Source organism: Geodermatophilus sp. SYSU D01105 (assembly GCF_054050095.1).
The window spans coordinates 1-17735 of the sequence record NZ_JBJGYR010000018.1; the positions used below are offsets into that span (position 1 = coordinate 1).

The following is a 17735-nucleotide window of genomic DNA, read 5'->3' on the forward strand; positions in this document are numbered from 1 at the left end:
GCCAGGTCGGTCACGTCCAGTCCGCAGACGTCCGAGGCGCGCAGCCCGAGGGCGAAGGAGACGAGGATCAGGGCCCGGTCGCGCAGGCCGGCCACCCCGCCCCCAGGGGTCATGCCGCCAGCTTCGCCACGGCGTCCTTCCAGCCGGCCTGCTCGCGGGCGTCGCCGGGCTGGTTGACCTCGGTGAAGGCGATCCGGCCCTCGGCGTCCACGAGGAAGGTGCCGCGCACGGCCATGCCGGCCTTCTCGTTGAAGACGCCGTAGGCCTGCGCGACCGCACCGTGCGGCCAGAAGTCGCTCAGCAGGGGGAAGTCGAAGCCCTCCTGGGCCTTGAACGCCTTGAGGCTGAACACCGGGTCGGTGCTGATGGCCAGCACCCGGACGCCGGCGTCGGTGTAGGTGGCCAGCTCGTCGCGCAGCTGGCACAGCTCGCCGGTGCAGATGCCGGAGAAGGCGAAGGGGTAGAAGACCAGCAGCACGGGGGTGCCCCGCAGGTCGGCCAGGGAGACGACCTGCTTGTCCTGGTCGGGGAGGCTGAACTCGGGCGCGACGTCACCGACGGAGAGGCTCATGGCCCCGATCGTGCCGCACGCGGGAACGGGCTGGAACGGCCCCCTCGCAGGGCCCCGCCGCGGTCCGGCCCCGGCGGCGGTGAGGGGTCCGTCCCTCAGCGGCGGGAGCGGGCCGTCTTCGGGGTGACCAGGCGGATCCCCGACCAGTCCTTGGCCGCGGAGACGCTGCTGGTCTGCGTCAGGCCGGCGGTCGGCGCGACCTCGGTGACGTCGCTGGGCTCGACGTGGCCGGGCCGCCCGGACTTGGGGACCAGCAGCCACACCACACCGTCGTCGGCGAGGGAGGCCAGCGCGTCGGTGAGGGCGTCGAACAGGTCGCCGTCGTCCTCGCGCCACCAGAGCAGGACGACGTCGGCCACCTCGTCGGTGTCCTCGTCGACCATCTCACCGCCGGACACCTCGACGATGGAGTCCCGCAGGTCCTCGTCGGCGTCCTCGTCCCAGCCGAGCTCCTGCACGACCATGCCCGGCTTGATGCCCAGCCGGGCCGCCATGCTGGCGCTGCCCGAGTCGACGCTCATCCCTGCTGTTCCTCCATCGGTTCCGGTGCGGGGAGCCGGTGCGCACGATCGTGCACGGTCCGGCGGTGGGGTGCTGTCGAAGACCTGCCGCGCGCGGGGAGGCGACGGGCGGCGGACACGACCGGCGGGAGTGGTCCCCGCAGCCTGGTCATGTCACCCCTTCCGTCCGATCCGGTCTCCGTGCCCCTGGTGCTGGGGCGCTCGTCCGCCCGGTGACACCGGTCGGCGTTGGCGGAAGCGTAGGGCATGCCTGGTCAGGTGCAAGCGCTCGAAGGACGGCGCCGTCTCGACCCGCCGTCCCGACATGTGGGCGCTGGCGTGACGTGGAGGGAACGAAGGAGAGACGATGTGCACATGAGCGCACCGCAGCAGTCGGACGGCGACCCCGCCCGCGATGCAGGCAAGGCCCGCGCGGTCATCACGAACGGGCTCCCCAGCCAGCTGGTCGACATCGACCCCGACGAGACCCAGGAGTGGCTGGAGTCGCTGGACGCCGTGGTCGACCACGCCGGCCGCGGCCGGGCCCGCTACCTCATGCTCCGGATGCTGGAACGCAGCCGTGAGCAGCAGGTGGGCGTCCCTTCCCTGCGCAGCACCGACTACATCAACACCATCCCGCCCGAGCGCGAGCCGTGGTTCCCCGGCGACGAGCACGTCGAACGGCGCATCCGCGCCTACATCCGCTGGAACGCCGCGATCATGGTCCACCGCGCTCAGCGGCCGGGCATCGCCGTCGGCGGCCACATCTCGTCCTACGCCTCGTCGGCGTCGCTGTACGAGGTCGGGTTCAACCACTTCTTCCGCGGCAAGGACCACCCCGGCGGCGGCGACCAGATCTGGTTCCAGGGGCACGCCTCCCCCGGCATCTACGCCCGCGCCTTCCTCGAGGGCCGGCTCTCCGAGCAGCAGATGGACGGCTTCCGCCAGGAGGTCAGCCACCCCGGAGGCGGACTGTCGAGCTACCCGCACCCGCGGCTCATGCCGGACTTCTGGGAGTTCCCGACCGTCTCCATGGGCCTGGGCCCGATCAACGCCATCTACCAGGCGCGGTTCAACCGCTACCTGCACTCGCGGGGCGTCAAGGACACCTCCGACCAGCACGTGTGGGCCTTCCTCGGCGACGGCGAGATGGACGAGCCCGAGTCCCTCGGCGCGATCGGCCTGGCCGCCCGCGAGGAGCTGGACAACCTCACGTTCGTCATCAACTGCAACCTGCAGCGGCTCGACGGCCCGGTCCGCGGGAACGGCAAGGTCATCCAGGAGCTGGAGTCGTTCTTCCGCGGCGCCGGCTGGAACGTCATCAAGGTCATCTGGGGCCGGGAGTGGGACCCGCTGCTGGCCGCCGACCGCGACGGCGCGCTGGTCAACCTCATGAACGTCACCCCCGACGGGGACTACCAGACGTACAAGGCCGAGGACGGCGCCTTCGTGCGCGAGCACTTCTTCGGCCGTGACCCGCGCACCCGCAAGCTCGTCGAGAACATGAGCGACAAGGAGATCTGGGCGCTCTCCCGCGGCGGGCACGACTACCGCAAGCTCTACGCCGCCTACAAGGCCGCCGTGGAGCACAAGGGCCAGCCGACGGTCATCCTCGCGAAGACCATCAAGGGGTGGACGCTGGGCAGCCACTTCGAGGGCCGCAACTCGACCCACCAGATGAAGAAGCTGACCGCCGAGGACCTCGCCAACTTCCGCGACCGGCTCTACCTGCCGATCCCCGACGAGCAGCTGGACAAGACGCTGCCGCCCTACTACAAGCCCGACCCGAACTCCGACGAGATGCAGTACATGCTCGAGCGGCGCCGGGCGCTGGGCGGGGCGGTCCCCCGGCGGCGGGCGGAGTTCAAGACCCTCAAGGCGCCGGAGGACAAGGCCCTCGACATCCTGCGCCGCGGCTCGGGCAAGCAGGAGGTGGCGACGACGATGGCGTTCGTCCGCCTGCTCAAGGAGCTGCTCAAGGACTCCGAGCTGGGCCCGCGGTTCGTGCCGGTCATCCCCGACGAGGCGCGCACCTTCGGCATGGACTCGCTGTTCCCGACGCAGAAGATCTACTCGCCGCACGGGCAGCGCTACACCTCGGTCGACCGCGAGCTGATGCTGGCCTACAAGGAGTCCCAGCAGGGCCAGATCCTGCACGAGGGCATCAACGAGGCCGGCTCCGCGGCGTCGTTCACCGCCGTCGGCACGTCGTACTCCACGCACGGCGAGCCGATGATCCCGATCTACATCTTCTACTCGATGTTCGGGTTCCAGCGGACCGGCGACGCCTTCTGGGCCGCGGCCGACCAGATGACCCGCGGCTTCCTCCTGGGCGCCACCGCGGGCCGGACCACGCTCAACGGCGAGGGCCTGCAGCACGAGGACGGGCACTCGCTGCTGCTGGCCCACACCAACCCCGGGGTGGTGTCGTACGACCCGGCGTTCTCCTACGAGGTCGCCCACATCACCCGCGACGCCCTGGTGCGCATGTACGGCGACGACCCTGGCTCGCCGCTGGGCGGGCACCGTTCGCCCGACGTCATGTACTACCTGACGGTCTACAACGAGCCGTACAACCAGCCGGCCGAGCCGGAGGGGCTCGACATGCAGGGCCTGCTGGCCGGCATGTACCTGTACGCACCCGGGCAGGGTGACGGGCCCAAGGCGCAGGTGCTCGCCTCCGGCGTCGCGGTGCCGTGGGCGCTGCGGGCGCAGGAGCTGCTGGCGGACGACTGGGGCGTCTCGGCCGACGTGTGGTCGGTGACCTCGTGGACGGAGCTGCGCCGGCAGGCCGACGAGGCCGACGAGCACAACCTGCTCCACCCGGAGGAGGAGCCGCAGGTCCCGTACGTCACGCAGCGACTCCAGGACGCCGCCGGGCCGGTCGTGGCGGTGTCGGACTGGATGCGAGCGGTCCCCGACCTCATCGCGCCGTACGTGCCCGGCGGGATGGCGACCCTGGGCACCGACGGGTTCGGCCTGTCCGACACCCGCCCGGCGCTCCGGCGGCACTTCCACGTCGACGCCGAGTCGATCGTCGTCCGCACCCTCGGCGAGCTGGCCAAGCGCGGCGAGGTGGACCGCGACGTCGTCCGGCAGGCGGTGGAGAAGTACCAGGTGCGCGACGTGCAGGCCGCGCCGGAGGAGGAGCGGTCGGACCCGAGCCCGGCCACCTGAGAGAGGGCCCCCTTGCCCCCCGCCACTCGCGAGCTCGCGGCGGGACCCCGCAAGGGGGCCACCGCCCTGCCGACCGCCGGCGGCGGCCACCGGGAGGTGGCCGTCGTCGGCGGCGGGGTGGTGGGGCTGACCTGTGCCCTCGAGCTGGCCCGGGCCGGCTGCCGCGTGCGGGTGCACACCGCCGACCCGCCCGCGGCGACCACCTCGGCGGTCGCGGCCGCGCTGTGGTTCCCCTACCGGGCGGCGCCGGCCGACGCCGTGCTGCGCTGGGGCGCGGGGTCGCTGGCGGCCTTCACGCGGCTCGCCGACGACCCGGCCACCGGTGTCGTGCTGCGACCGGGGACGGTCGTGCACCGCACGCCGGAGCCGGACCTGTGGTGGGCGCCGGGCGTGCCCGGGCACCGGCCGGCCGCCCCGGACGAGCTCCCGACCGGCACGCCGGGCGGCACCCGCTGCACCCTGCCGGTGGCCGACATGGGCCGCTACCTGCCGTGGCTGGCCGGCGCCTGCCGCGCGGCCGGGGTGGACGTCGTCCCCGGCCGGGTGGAGCGGCTGGCCGACGTCCCCGGCGAGGTCGTCGTCCTGGCCGCCGGCCTGGCGTCGGGACCGCTGGTGGACGACGCCACCCTGACGCCGGTGCAGGGGCAGGTGGTCCGGCTGGCCGACCCGGGGCTGCCCGGCTGGGTGCTGGACGAGCAGAACCCCGCCGGCCTCACCTACGTGGTCCCGCGCGGCTCGGACGTCGTCTGCGGCGGCACCGCCGTCGACGGCGCCACGGGCACCGAGCCGGACCCCGACGTCGAGGCCGCGATCCTGGCCCGGGCCCGGGCGCTGGTCCCCGCGCTCGCCGACGCCCCGGTGCTCTCCCGGGCCGTGGGGCTGCGGCCGGGCCGCCCCACCGTGCGGCTGGAGCGCCTCGAGGTCGGGGGCCGGCCGGTGGTGACCTGCTACGGCCACGGCGGTGCCGGGGTCACGCTCTCCTGGGGCTGCGCCGCCGACGTGGTCGCCCTGGTCGGAGCCCGGGGACGTTGCTGGGGGTGACGGCCCGGTCTACCGTCCCGTCCTGAGGCGGTGCGCATGACCGAGGCGCTGGTCGAGGACCCCCTGCTCGTGCTCAACGGGATCGACGTCGAGACGGGCGGGTACCTCACGCCGGAGCTGGGACTGGCAGAGGTCGCCGACGCGCTCCGCGGTGACCGCAGCCAGCCGCCGGGGATGCGGGACCTGCGCCGGCGCCGGCAGTCCGACGAGGACCACCTCGGGGTGGTCTACGGGCGGGACCCCCAGGACCTGGCCTCGGTCGGCTGGGGCGTGGTGGTCCCGCCGGACCTCGACCCCACGGTGCTCGAGGCTCTCGGGCCCCTCCTGCGACTGCGCGAGGAACAGGCCGGTGACCTGTTCCGGCGCCTCGAACTACGTCCCGGTGAGGACAAGGAGGACTTCCTGTCCCGCCACGGGATGGGCCCGTCGGTGGTGGACCCCCGGAAGCTCCCGTACTACCTCCTGCTCCTGGGGTCCCCGACCCAGGTGCCGTTCGACGTGCAGTACCAGCTGGGCGTCCCGCACGCCGTCGGACGCCTCGACCTGGCCGACCCCGGGGCCTGCGCGGCGTACGCGACGACGGTCGTGGCGGCCGAGCGGAGGCAGGACGCCGCGGCCGGCGCCGGCGCCTCGGCACGCCGGCTGCACCTCTTCGCGACGCGGCACCCGGGGGACGTCCCCACGGCGCTGAGCGCCTCGAGGCTCGTGGAACCGCTGCACACGGAACTGCGCGAGACAGCGCCCGCCTGGCAGGTCGGCGCCGACGTCGGGGCCGGTGCCACCCGTGCCCGCTTGGAGGACCTCCTCACCGGCCCGGAGGCCCCGGACCTGCTCTTCACCGCCAGCCACGGCATGGGAGGGGGGACGGCACACCGTGACCTGGCCGGAGCGCTGCTCTGCCAGGACTGGCCAGGTCCCCTCTCCGGTCGCGGTCCGGTCGACGAGGAGCACTACCTGGCCGGACACCACCTCTCCACGGGTACGGCGGTCAGGCCGGGTGTGGTGTTCTCCTTCGCCTGTTTCGGCGCGGGCACCCCGCAGCTGTCGGAGTACCCGGGGGCTCCGGACGGTGCGGTGGAGCTGGCCGCCGCCGGGTTCACCGCTCGTCTCCCGCAGCGTCTGCTCGGCGCGCCCGCGGGTGGGGCCCTGGCCTTCGTGGGGCACGTGGACCGAGCCTGGAGCTGCTCCTTCCTGTGGAAGGGACTGGCCGCACAGGTGACGCCGTTCCAGAGCACCCTGCTGGCCCTGATGGACGGCGCGAGACTGGGGTGGGCGATGGAGAGCCTGACCTCCCGGTACGCGGAGATCGCCACCGAACTCACCCGCCGCCTGGACGACCTCCGTCGGTACGGCAAGCGCATCGACGATGCCTCCCTGGTCGGCCTGTGGACGGCCACGCACGACGCCCGCGCCTACGTGGTGCTCGGTGACCCGGCGGTCCGCGTGGCACCGCGCGGTGGCGCGGGTCAGGGCACGGGCTGACCCGAGGGGGACCCATGGGAGCAGAGTCGGTGCCAGGTGGCGCGGGCCGCTACCACCTGGTGGCGTTCGACGCCGCCGGCAGGGAACGGGCCGGCGCAACCGGTCTCCCCAGCCGGCACCTCGCCGCGCTGCTGGCCCGAGAGGCGCCGACGGACGTCTTCCTCCTCAGCCACGGGTGGAACGGCGACGTGCCCGCTGCCCGCCGCCAGTACGACGCCTGGGTCGCGGCCATGGCGGGGTGCCCGGCGGACCGGGAGGCGGCCGAGGCTCGTCCCGGTGGCTTCCGTCCCGTCGTCGTCGGGGTCCACTGGCCGAGCCGGGCATGGGGGGACGAGGACCTCGGCTCGGCGTCCTTCGGGCTCTCCACGGGAGGCACCGGCGAGCCGGACGACGGAGCGGCCCAGCTGGTCGACTCCGCGGCGGCCGCCCTCGTCGACACCCCCGCGGCGCGGGAGTCGGTGCGCACCATCGTGGACTCGGCACTGGACGACCCGGTACCGGCGACGCTCCCGGCGCCGGTGCGCGAGGCCTACGAGCGCCTGGATGCCGCCCTGCACCTCGGTGCCGAGGGCGCGGGGGCCTCCCCCGGCCACGACCGCGCCCCCTTCGATCCGGAGGCCGTCTACCAGGCCTGCCTGATGGAGGAGCTGGCCTCCTACGGCAGCACGTCACTCGGCGGTCTGCTGGCCCCCCTGCGGGTGCTCACCTTCTGGCACATGAAGCGCCGCGCCCGCGACGTCGGCGCGAGCGGTGTGGCCAGCCTGCTGACGGACCTGCAGGAGGCGGCGCCGGAGGCGCGCTTCCACCTGATGGGCCACAGCTTCGGCTGCATCGTCGTCTCCTCGGCCGTGGCCGGCCGCGGTCCGGCAGGACGCCGCCCGGTCGCCTCGCTGGCGCTCGTGCAGGGAGCGATGTCGCTGTGGTCCTTCTGCTCGGCCATCCCCGCCTCGCCGGGGCGCGCCGGCTACTTCCACCGCGTCCTCATCGACGGGCTCGTCACGGGCCCCGTGGTGGTCACCACCTCGGTGCACGACCGCGCGGTTCGCTCCTTCTACCCGATCGGGGCGGGCGCGCGCGGCCAGGTCGACTTCGCGCCCGACCGGCTGCCCACCTACGGCGCCATCGGGACGTTCGGTGTGCGCGGGCCGGGCATCCGGGTCGTGGACGACGACCTGCGACCGGTCGACCAGCCGTACGACCTCCAGCCCGGGGTCGTGCACGACCTGCGCGCGGACGATGTCATCCGGGACGGCTCCGGGGTCATGGGCGCGCACAGCGACATCACCAGAGGGCCCGTCGCCCACGCGGTCTGGCAGGCCGCCCTCGCGAGCGCCGCCCCCCGCGGGCGACCGGCAGATCAGCAGCCGGCATCCAGGCGGTAGGACTCGCACTCCTCGTCGGTGAGCTCGTGGGCGACCTTGGAGCCCACCAGGTCGACGAGATCCCGGTCCCGCATGGGGAGGGTGCGCACACCGTCGGAGGCCACCAGGGCGATCTGGTCCCCGCCGGAGATGAGCACCGACGTCAGGAGGTAGGACTCGGACGGGATCTCTCGCAGGGGTCCTCCACCTGCGGCGTCGAGGAGCACTGCGCGGCTCGTGCTCGTCGCGAGCACCCCGTCACCGGTCACGGTCATGTCGATGACCGATCCCTCCAGGCCTTCGTCCTCGGTCCACCGGACGTCACCGGTGGCGACGTCGAAGGCAGTGACCCGGCCCTCCGACGACCCCGTGAACACCAACGTCCGGTCCGGGCTGAAGGCCGCGGCTGTGATCACGTCCGGTGCCGTCGTCGTCCCGGCCGCAGACTCGGGGAGCCACAGCGAGACGTCCGCTCCTCCGTTGGTCAGGGAGACCAGCCGCGCGTCCGGTCCGGGGCCCGGGACGGCCGCGTCCGCCTCGGTCGCCTGGACGAGGGAACCCGTCGTGGTGAGCGCCCAGGAGGCGTCCGGGGACACCTCGACCAGATCGACGCCGTAGCTCTGTGCCGCGACGACCTCGTCGAGTTCCTGTCCCGTGGCGGCGTCCCACACGACGACCCGTCCTCGGGTGTCGCCCGTGACGAGCACTCTGCCGTCGGCGGTGAGGTCGGCATCCGAGAAGGTGGCATTGACCGGCTGCGGCCAGGTGACCTCGGCGCCTGTCGTCGTCTCCCACCCGCGAATCTCGCCCGTTCCGGTGACCGCCACCACCCGGTCGCCGCTGGCGTCGGCGGTCAGCTGCGCGACGTCGTTCGCATCGACCCCGGGGACGACGCGCCCCGCATCCTCGGCGTCCTGGCCGTCCCGGTGCCGCAGGACGCCATCGGTCCACGCCGTGAACACGCTGTCTCCCGCGACCGCCGCAGCCGCCGCGGACTCGTAGCCGTACGTGGGCTCCAGGTCCCAGAGAACCGGGCTGCCGCTCTCCGGTAGGACGAGGACCCTGTCCACGTCGACGTCGAAGCCCGCGCAGCAGAGCGACGCGCCGGGTGAGGACGCACTGGCCACGGCGCCCCCGGTGGCCATGTCGTACACCGTGACACCGCCGTAGGGGTCTACGAGCAGGGCCTGCGAGAGGTCCGCGCTCACGTTCTGGTAGACGGACTCGGCGGCGTCGAGCGGGGGGTGGAGCGGCGTGCCGGTGGACACGTCCCAGACCGTCACGGCCCCGGGTGTCATGGTCGCCAGGGTGCCGGTGTCCAGGCCGAAGGCCACCGCCCATGCGCCCTGTCCCTCCGGGAGGGAGAGCCGTCCGGTCTGCGCACCCGTCGCGGCGTCCCACAAGATCACCTCGGGCACGTCGCTGGACGTGGCCAACGAGCGACCGTCGGGGCTGTAGGCCGCGTAGTAGGCCTCGAGTGCCCCTGGGATAGCCAGCTGCATGTGCTGGCGACCGTCGAGGTCCCAGAGCCGCACCTGGTCGCTCTGTCCCACGGACGCGATCCGGGTCCCGTCCGGTGAGAGGTCGACCGACCACACCGTGCTCGTGCCGTCGGGCCAACGTCGCGGTTCGTCGGTCCCGACCTCCCACACCAGGAGGGTCCCGTCCGCCAGTCCGGCCACGACCGTGCCCGCATCCTGGCTGACGTCCACCGAGTTGACGACGTCGCCGTCCTCCAACTCCAGACGCTCGGAAGGCTCACCAGTCCGCCGGTCCCACAGCTGGATGCTCTCCCCGTCCGCGGCGACGAGGACGCGCTCGTCCTCGGAGAAGGCCGCAGCCCTGACCGGGCCTCGCTGTCCACGGAGGACCAGCGACACCGGCGACTCCGCGGCGAGGTAGAGGAGATCGCGGGTCTGCACGTTCAGGCCCTCGGGCAGGTTGCTCTCTGCGACCGAGGCCGCCAGCGCGACAGCCCGAGGATGGTCTGATGCGAGGTCGCGTTGGGCTTCGTACAGCAGCGCGCTCTGCGCCTCTTCGTCCTCGGCGCGATCTCTCGCGGCCACGGACTCGACGTAGAGGACGACCGCTGCGATGGCCAGCAGGGTGACCAGGGCGACGGCGACCTTGAGCCTGCGCGCGGAGCGTCGCAGCGCAGCGGCGCTCTCCATGTCCCGACGTGCCTGCTCGTCGGCCCGCCGGGACGCTTGGAGGAACTCCTGTTGGCGGGCCGTGAGTGCGCCCGTCCGGACTGCTTCCTCCTGCTCCGCCGCTGCGAGGTCCGCGCCGAGCAGGAGCAGACGGTCCGGCTTGCCCTCCTCCTCCCAGAGCACGGCTGCGCGCTCGAAGGAGGACAGGTGCTGGGCACGCCAGGCGGCGTTGTCCCGCCGCACGGGCTCGATCAACCGGTCGTGCGCCAGCTCGTACCACGTGGCCTGACGCCGCGTCTCCGCACGGACGAGGTGGGCATCGAGGAGCTCCGCCAGCAGGTGGTGCCCCGCGTCCGTCGAGGGCTCGGGGCCCTGCAGGACCTGGCTGCGCAGGCCCTGCGGGGTGATCAGGTCCTCCTCGAACCACTCCCGGATGACGCGCTCCAGGACACCGGTCCGGTCCGCGGCGGTGCGGACCCGCTCGGCGTAGTAGTCGGCAAGCGCCTGGTCCACCCGCCCCAGCGCCTCGACGTCGGCACGGGTGATCTCCGTGGCGTCCGGGGGCAGCGTCGACCAGAGCAGGTGGCACGCCACCTGCAGCTGCACCGGCTCGACGTAGGAGCCGAGCACCTCGGTCACCCCACCCGGTCGTTGCACCCGGACGGTCCGCAGGTCGTCGACCAACTGCTGGGCGGCGTCCTCCGTGAACACCACCCCCATCCGCTGGGCCGGGAGACGGATCGCCTCGAGCGCCTCGGACACCGACAGGAGGTCGAGCCGGAACGTGCTCCTGAACCGCGTCGGCAGGTACCGCAGGTACGGGTCCAGTGCGGCGAGGAAGTCCTCACGCATGGAGAACAGCGCCCAGTGGTCGCGATCGCGCAGCAGCTGCCCCAGCTCACGGAAGAACTGGTGCTTGGCCTCCTCATCGGTGGGGTCGGCGGTGAGCGCCTCCTCGAACTGGTCGAAGACGAGGACCTCGTTGCCCGGCCGACCGTCCCGGTCGGCGTTGGCCGCGACGTACTCGTGCAGCGTCAGGGTGGCCAGCTCGGCCACCGGGCGTTGCCTCTCCGGGGGCACCCCCTCCTCGAGGGAGAGCAGGACGCTCATCACGTAACGGTTGCGCGGCGTGGGTCCCCCGGGCTCCGGCTCCAGCGCGTGGGTGACCCGGATGGTCGGCAGCACCTCGAACCCGGCCTCGCGGAGGGCCGGCACCAGCGCCGCCTCGATCAGGGAGGTCTTCCCCGCGCCCGACGGGGAGTACAGCAGGACGATGCGCTCCGCGATCAGCAGGTCGAGCAGGTCCTGCGTCTCCCCGTCCCGCCCGTAGAGCGGGTCACCGGCGCGGAAGGAGACCGGGCCGACATAGGGGTCGCCCACCCGCGGTGGCGCCGGAGCGGTCATGTCGCCCGCCTCTCCCACTCTGCCTGCAGTTCGCGGACGAAGTGGTCAGTGGTGCCCCAGTAGACCGACACGCGCGCGTCCCGGAAGTAGTCCTCCAGGTAGCTCCGCGCGCGACCGGCGTCGATGGTCGCGTCCTCCTCGGGGTCGATCTGGACGGCGACGTGCGTGTAGCCCTTGCGCCGGTTGCTGCCCTCGGAACTCATCAGGCTGCGGTACAGCACCCGGAAGTCCCACTCGTCGATGCGGAACCCCACGAACATGAGCGCCGAGTCCGCCAGCCGCCGGCGCACCAGCGAGGGCACGAGGTCCTGGTTCTGGGTGACCCCGATGAGGAAGTCGAAGTAGTCGTCCTCGGTGAGCACGAGGGAGTCGGGCTGGTCCAGGGCGCCGAGCAGGTGGTACACCAGCGGCCGCTCGGGCGAGGGCCGGTAGGACGGGTCCCGGTCGAGCTCCGAGTCCCACCACTCGGCGTCCCCGTACCAGCGGCACACCTGCACCTCGGGCTCGCGCCCGGCCTCGGTCAGGGCCCGGGACAGCAGGCGGGAGGGCTGGGTCGTGATGTAGACCGGGACCGGCAGCTGCGCCAGCACGGAGTAGGGCTCGACCTCCTCACGCCGGTGCCGCGCCTGCCACGCGCCCGCGATGAGGTCCTCGAGCGAGGTGTGCGCCCGGAGCAGGTCCGCAGGGAGGTCCTCGCGGTACCGCTCCATGAGCGTGCGGCGCAGATAGCGCTCGAGCTCGGAGCGCAGGAACGGTCTGTCCTGGTGGATCGACAGGTACTGCGAGACCTGCGGGAGGCTCTCCCGGTAGTGCGGTGCCATGGGGAAGCCGTAGCTCCGGGCCCAGTCCGCGGCGATCTCCTGCCGGGTGCCCAGGAGCGCGTCGCTGATCCCCGGACCGATGATCGGGGTGCACATCCCACTGCTCAGAGACCTGATCAGCGACGGCCACTTGTCGAAGGGCTCCCCGCCGGGGGCGACCCCGGGCTCGTACCACAGCCGCCCGCTCTTCAGCCGCATGAACAGCGCTGGAGCCCACCAGTCGGGCCGGTCCCGCACGGCCGCCCGTCCCACGGCCGTCGCGCGGTCCACCAGCCCGTCAGCGTCGAGGCTCCGGAAGAAGGCGCGGGTGAAGGCGGCAGCTGTGGTCATGGTGACGTTCCCCTGCATCGCCACCACCGCGGGGACGCCGACCTCGGCCAGCCGGGGCCCCAGCGCAGCCAGCACCCCGGCGTCCTCGCTCCTCCGGTCGGCGCCTGCGCCGGCGCTCTGGCAGGAGGCGAGGAAGACCAGCCGCGGCAGCCGGGAGAGGTCCCGCAGCTGGCTGATGAGGTCGCTGCCGAGGACGGGGGCGGCGTGGCCCTCCTCGTCGACGAGCAGGAGCACCGGCTCGTCGTTGGCGACGTAGCCGTGACAGACCAGGTACAGGACGTCGAGCCCGCGCCGCACCTGGTCGAGCAGGTTCCCGAGAGTCGGCGCGGCGGCTCCCGGCAGGGTCGTCAGCCGGAGCGAGGCGAGCCCCTCGCGCACGCGGGCGAGCTCCTCCTCGATGCGCACCGGTGCCAGGGGTCGCCCCACGTCGAAGCTGTCGAGGTCGTCCGGCCCGGCGACCACCGCGAGGGCGGTGAGTTGGTCCCTGGCCCGGACACCCACGGGGCGCCAGTCCTGGCTGCTGAGGTACCGCGAGAAGAGCACGTTCTCGTTGGTCAGCAGCGTCGAGCCGTCGAGCGGGTCGCGCAGCGTCTCCCACCGCAGCCCGTGCAGCGCGGCGGCACCGCTCCCCATGACCAGGCGCACGCGGAGGGGCACGTCCTGGGTCTGCGCCGCCGCAACCGCCTTCTGGAACGCCGCCCCGACCCCGTGGCCGAACAGCCCGCAGCCGAGCGCGCGGCCGTACTCCTCGTCGTCGTCCACGGCGTCGAGGGCGCGTGGGTCGATGTCGGCCAGCAGCGGCCCGGGAGCGGTCAGCTGCACCTCGCCGTCGGTGCGCGGGAGCGAGAAGCGCAGCTCGACGGTGCAGGAGACCGCATCGCGACGGTGGAGGCCGATCTCGAGGTCGGCGCACTCGTTCACCGACTCGTGCGGGCCCAGGGCGGCGACCATGCGCACCTGCCGAGATACGAGAACGATCGGAGCAGCCGTCACCCAGGGTGCTCCCCCGGACCCGCGTGCGGAAGGGGTCCGTCACCCCCGCGGACCTTCGTCCCGGCTAGCGGGCGAGCGCCTCCAGGGCCATCGCGGCGTAGAGCGCGGCGCCGTCGGGCAGCACGTCCTCGTCGAAGACGACGAGGTTGGAGTGGTTGCCGGCCACCGAGGCCGGGTCCTGCCCCGGCGGGCAGGCGCCGAGGAAGGCCATCGCGCCGGGCACCCGCTCCAGCACGTAGGAGAAGTCCTCCGCGCCCATCAGGGGCTCCCGGGCGGCCACGCTGCGCTCGCTGCCGAGCAGGGTCGCCGCCGTCGTCCGCACCCGGTCGGCCACCGCGGCGTCGTTGACCGTCACCGGGTAGCCCCGCCGGTGCTCGAACTCCACGGTCATCTCGTGCGCCGCGGCCACGTGCTCGGCCACCCGGCGCACCGACGCCACCATGTCGGCCCGGCGCTCGTCCGACAGCGTGCGGATGGTCCCCTCCAGGAACGCGGTGTCGGGGATGACGTTGTCGGTCGACCCGGCCGACAGGTGGGCGACGGTCAGCACCGCCGGGTCGAAGACGGGCGCCCGCCGGGTCACCGTCGCCTGCAGCGCCAGCACGATCTCGGCCGCGACCGGCACCGGGTCGGCCGCGGCGTGCGGCATGGACGCGTGGCCCCCTCGACCGCAGACGGTCACCATCCAGTGGTCGGCGGCGGCCATCATCGGCCCCGGCCGCACGCTGACCACGCCGCTGGGCTGGGTGGCGAACACGTGCATCGCGAACGCGCCGGAGACCGGGGCCTCGGGGACGACGTCGAGCAGCCCCTCGTCGAGCATGTACCGGGCGCCGTGGAAGCCCTCCTCCCCCGGCTGCAGCATCAGCACGACCTGTCCGGCCAGCTCCTCGCGCCGCTCGGCCAGCAGCCGGGCGGCACCCACCAGCATCGCGACGTGGAGGTCGTGGCCGCAGGCGTGCATCGCCCCGGGCACCTCGGAGGCGAAGGGCAGGCCGGTGTCCTCGTGGACGGGGAGGGCGTCCATGTCGGCCCGCAGCAGGTACGACGGCCCCGGGCGGGCCCCGCGCAGGACGCCGACCGCGGAGGTCGTCGACGTCCCGACCGTCACCTCCACGGGCAGGTCCGCGAGCTCCTCGAGGACGGTCGCCTGCGTGTGCGGCAGGTGCAGGCCGATCTCGGGCCGGCGGTGCAGCCGGCGGCGCAGGTCGACGGTGCGGTCGGCGTCGGCACGGGCCGCGGCCAACAAGTCGGGTGCGGAGGTCGGCATGCCCCCCACTCTGTCCCACGGGGCGCCGGTGCCGCGCCCCGGTGCCTCAGTCCCGAGCCCAGGCCGGGCGGGTCGTGTCCAGGTCCCACACCAGCGCCGTCACCGGCCCGGCCACCGGCCCGCCGTCCTGCCACTCGACCCGGGTGCCGTCGGGGCCGGCCAGGACGAGCAGGCCGGGCGGCACGGTCGTCGAGGTCCCGGCGTCCACCACCTCGACCCAGAGCCGGACGTCGGGACGACGGAGGTCCACCCAGCCGTCCGCGGTGCGGTGGACCTCGTGGGTGGCGCCGGCCCCCGGGCCCGCGCTGCGCAGGTGGGTCTGCAGCACCCGCGCCCCGGCGTCCCCGGCGACCTCGTCGTGCTCCAGCCCGGTGCCGGCCCGCAGCACCGCCACGTCCCCGGCCACCATCCGCGCACCGTCCCCCCAGCCGTGGCGCAGGGAGCCCTCGAGCACCACGGCCACGACGTCGACCGCCCGGTGCGGGTGCCGGCCGTAGCCCGTACCGGGAGCCAGCCGGTCGTGCGCCATCCGCAGCAGCGGACCCAGCGAGCCGTCGTCCGGCTCCAGCAGGACCTGCGACTCCAGGCTCATGTCGCCTCCCGGGCAGGTAGGGCGGCGCGGCCGCCGGGGAGCGCGCCGAAGGCCACCGCCAGCGCGAGGGCCCAGGCCACCCCCAGCGCCCAGCCGCCGACGACGTCGGAGAGGAAGTGCACCCCGAGCCACATGCGGGTCAGCCCCACCAGGACGGCGAGGGCGACCCCACCGGCCACCGCCCACCACCGGGCACGGGACGACAGCCACGGCCAGGCCAGCACCAGGGCGACCGTCACCAGCGTGGCGATGCCCGAGGAGTGCCCGCTGGGGAAGCTCAGCCCGCCGTAGTGGAGCCCGCCGTTCTCGAACGCCGGGCGCACCCGGCCGACCAGCTCCTTGAGCAGGACGGTGACCGGGCTGACGGTCACGTTCGCGGCGACCACGAACGCCGCCGTCCACCAGGCCCGGCGGGTCCCCAGCCAGAACAGCACGGGGAGGGACACCAGCACGCGGAACCAGACCACGCCGGGCGTGGTGAGCACCTCGAGCAGCAGGTCCGTGGCGGCCGAGCGGTCGTCGCCGGCGTACAGGTCGGAGCTGACCGCCGCGTCCAGCCGGACCTGCGGCGCGAAGCCGACGAGCACCCCGGCACCGAGCGCCCCGAGCACGCCGAGGCAGCCGCCCGCCGCGGTCAGCGCCCGACGGCGGGTGGTCCGCGCCCTGTCCGCGCCGAGCACCGCCACGTCCCCACTGTCCCCGACCGGCGGGTGCGGGGCCCATCCGGGCCCGGCCGGGGTGCCGGGGATCCGTGACAAGGTGGGGTGGTGCCCGACCGGGGAGACCACCGCCCACCCTCCGCAGCGACGCTGCGGCGGCTGGAGCGCGCCTCCGGCTCGCTGGCCACCCGCGCGGTCGCCCGCATGGACGAGGACCTCTCCTGGTTCCGGACCATGCCGGCCGACCAGCGTTCCTGGGTGATGCTCGTGGCCCAGGCCGGCATCGCCTCGCTCGTCGAGTGGTGCCGGAACCCGACCCGGCCGCCCCGGCTGACCGGCGAGGTGTTCGGCGCCGCGCCCCGCGAGCTGGCCCGCGTCGTCCCGCTCAAGCACACGGTCGACCTGATCAGGGTGACCGTGGAGGTGATGGACGACTTCGTGGAGTCCGTGGCCGAGCCGGGGGACGGCGACGCGCTGCGCCTGGCCGTGCTGCAGTTCAGCCGCGAGGTGGCCTTCGCGACGGCGCACGTCTACGCGACCTTCGCCGAGAGCCGCGGCGCCTGGGACGCGCGACTGGAGGCGCTGGTCGTCGACGCGCTGGTCCGCGGCGAGCGCACCGAGGAGCTCTCCGGGCGGGCCTCGGCCCTGGGCTGGGCGGCGATGAGCCCGGTCACCGTGGTGGTCGGTGCCGCGCCGCCCGACGGCGACGCGCACGCCGCCGCGCGCCGGGCCGCACGGCAGATGCGCAGCGAGGTCCTCGTCGGGGTGCACGCCGACCAGTTGGTCGTCGTCCTCGGCGGGACCGAGGACCTGGAGGCGGTCGCCGACCGGGTCAGCGACGAGTTCGGCCCCGGCCCGGTGGTCAGCGGCCCGGTCGTCGACTCCCTCAGCCACGCCGGGGACTCCGCGGCCGCCGCGCTCGCCGGCCTGCGCGCTGCCCGCGCCTGGCCCGCCGCCCCCCGCCCGGTGCCGGCCGACGCGCTGCTGCCCGAACGCGCCCTGGACGGCGACCCGACCGCGCGGGCCACCCTGCGGGAGCGGGTCGCGCTCCCCCTGCAGACCGCCGGTGGCGAGGTGCTGGAGACGGTCCGGGCGGTGCTGGCCAGCGGGGGCAACCTGGAGGCCAGCGCCCGCGCCCTGTTCGTCCACCCGAACACGGTGCGCTACCGGCTCAAGCGGGCCACCGAGCTCACCGGGATGTCGGCCACCGACCCCCGCGGGAGCTGGACCCTGCAGGTCGCGCTCGCCCTCGCTGCCCTGGACGAGGACCGTTCCCTCTGGCACTGAGCCGTCCGGTTCAGTGTGGTTCCCACCACCGACTCTCGGAGAACGCGCCCGGGATCCCGCTTCCGTTGTAGGAACCCTCCAAAGAGCAGCCCTGTGG

Annotated in this window: 12 protein-coding genes; 5 read left to right on the plus strand and 7 right to left on the minus strand. The window is 73.8% G+C overall.

All coding sequences use genetic code 11. From position 1 onward, the window contains the following. Positions 1 to 109: 109 nt before the first annotated feature. Entirely contained in the window at positions 110 to 571 is a 462-nt protein-coding gene (locus ACI79I_RS17110) for a peroxiredoxin (RefSeq protein ID WP_456993521.1), read from the minus strand. A gap of 95 nt (positions 572 to 666) precedes the next feature. Continuing rightward, a complete protein-coding gene (locus tag ACI79I_RS17115) occupies positions 667 to 1092 on the minus strand; it encodes a DUF3052 domain-containing protein (protein WP_456912902.1) in 426 nt (141 codons plus the stop codon). A 354-nt stretch (positions 1093 to 1446) separates the two neighbouring features. On the opposite strand from ACI79I_RS17115, the gene aceE reads away from it, so the two are divergent. From aceE to ACI79I_RS17135, 4 genes are read left to right on the plus strand one after another with little or no spacing between them, the layout of a single operon-like run. After that, the gene (aceE, locus tag ACI79I_RS17120) at positions 1447 to 4248 is read left to right on the plus strand and encodes a pyruvate dehydrogenase (acetyl-transferring), homodimeric type (protein WP_456993522.1); all 2802 of its coding nucleotides are present in this window, start codon (positions 1447 to 1449) and stop codon (positions 4246 to 4248) included. Between the two features lie 12 nt (positions 4249 to 4260). Beyond that, positions 4261 to 5289 carry an FAD-dependent oxidoreductase gene (locus tag ACI79I_RS17125; protein ID WP_456993523.1) on the plus strand — a complete coding sequence of 343 codons (1029 nt, stop codon included), beginning with the start codon at positions 4261 to 4263 and terminating at the stop codon, positions 5287 to 5289. Between the two features lie 36 nt (positions 5290 to 5325). After that, a complete protein-coding gene (locus ACI79I_RS17130; RefSeq protein WP_456993524.1) occupies positions 5326 to 6771 on the plus strand; it encodes a hypothetical protein in 1446 nt (481 codons plus the stop codon). Positions 6772 to 6785: 14 nt separating this feature from the next. Then, positions 6786 to 8153, plus strand: a complete 1368-nt coding sequence (locus tag ACI79I_RS17135) for a hypothetical protein (protein ID WP_456993525.1) — start codon at positions 6786 to 6788, stop codon at positions 8151 to 8153. Here the strand turns inward: ACI79I_RS17135 and ACI79I_RS17140 are convergent. From ACI79I_RS17140 to ACI79I_RS17160, 5 genes are all read right to left on the minus strand, one after another. Then, positions 8129 to 11686 (minus strand): NACHT and WD repeat domain-containing protein, encoded by a 3558-nt coding sequence (locus ACI79I_RS17140; RefSeq protein WP_456993526.1) that lies wholly within the window; start codon positions 11684 to 11686, stop codon positions 8129 to 8131. The two genes, ACI79I_RS17135 and ACI79I_RS17140, sit on opposite strands and share 25 nt — an antisense overlap. Continuing rightward, on the minus strand, positions 11683 to 13788 hold the full coding sequence (locus tag ACI79I_RS17145; RefSeq protein ID WP_456993527.1) for a CHAT domain-containing protein: 2106 nt from the start codon (positions 13786 to 13788) through the stop codon (positions 11683 to 11685). Before ACI79I_RS17145 ends, ACI79I_RS17140 begins: the two co-directional genes overlap by 4 nt. Positions 13789 to 13894: 106 nt before the next feature. After that, positions 13895 to 15100 carry a M20 metallopeptidase family protein gene (locus ACI79I_RS17150; RefSeq protein ID WP_456993528.1) on the minus strand — a complete coding sequence of 402 codons (1206 nt, stop codon included), beginning with the start codon at positions 15098 to 15100 and terminating at the stop codon, positions 13895 to 13897. 46 nt (positions 15101 to 15146) lie between these two features. Next, the gene (locus ACI79I_RS17155) at positions 15147 to 15692 is read right to left on the minus strand and encodes a pirin family protein (RefSeq protein WP_456993529.1); all 546 of its coding nucleotides are present in this window, start codon (positions 15690 to 15692) and stop codon (positions 15147 to 15149) included. Then, complete coding sequence (locus ACI79I_RS17160) at positions 15689 to 16378, minus strand: phosphatase PAP2 family protein (protein WP_456993530.1); 690 nt, start codon at positions 16376 to 16378, stop codon at positions 15689 to 15691. The genes ACI79I_RS17155 and ACI79I_RS17160 overlap by 4 nt, the downstream gene beginning before the upstream one ends. Before the next feature lie 81 nt (positions 16379 to 16459). On the opposite strand from ACI79I_RS17160, the gene ACI79I_RS17165 reads away from it, so the two are divergent. Next, a complete protein-coding gene (locus tag ACI79I_RS17165) occupies positions 16460 to 17638 on the plus strand; it encodes a PucR family transcriptional regulator (RefSeq protein ID WP_456993531.1) in 1179 nt (392 codons plus the stop codon). Positions 17639 to 17735 lie beyond the last annotated feature (97 nt).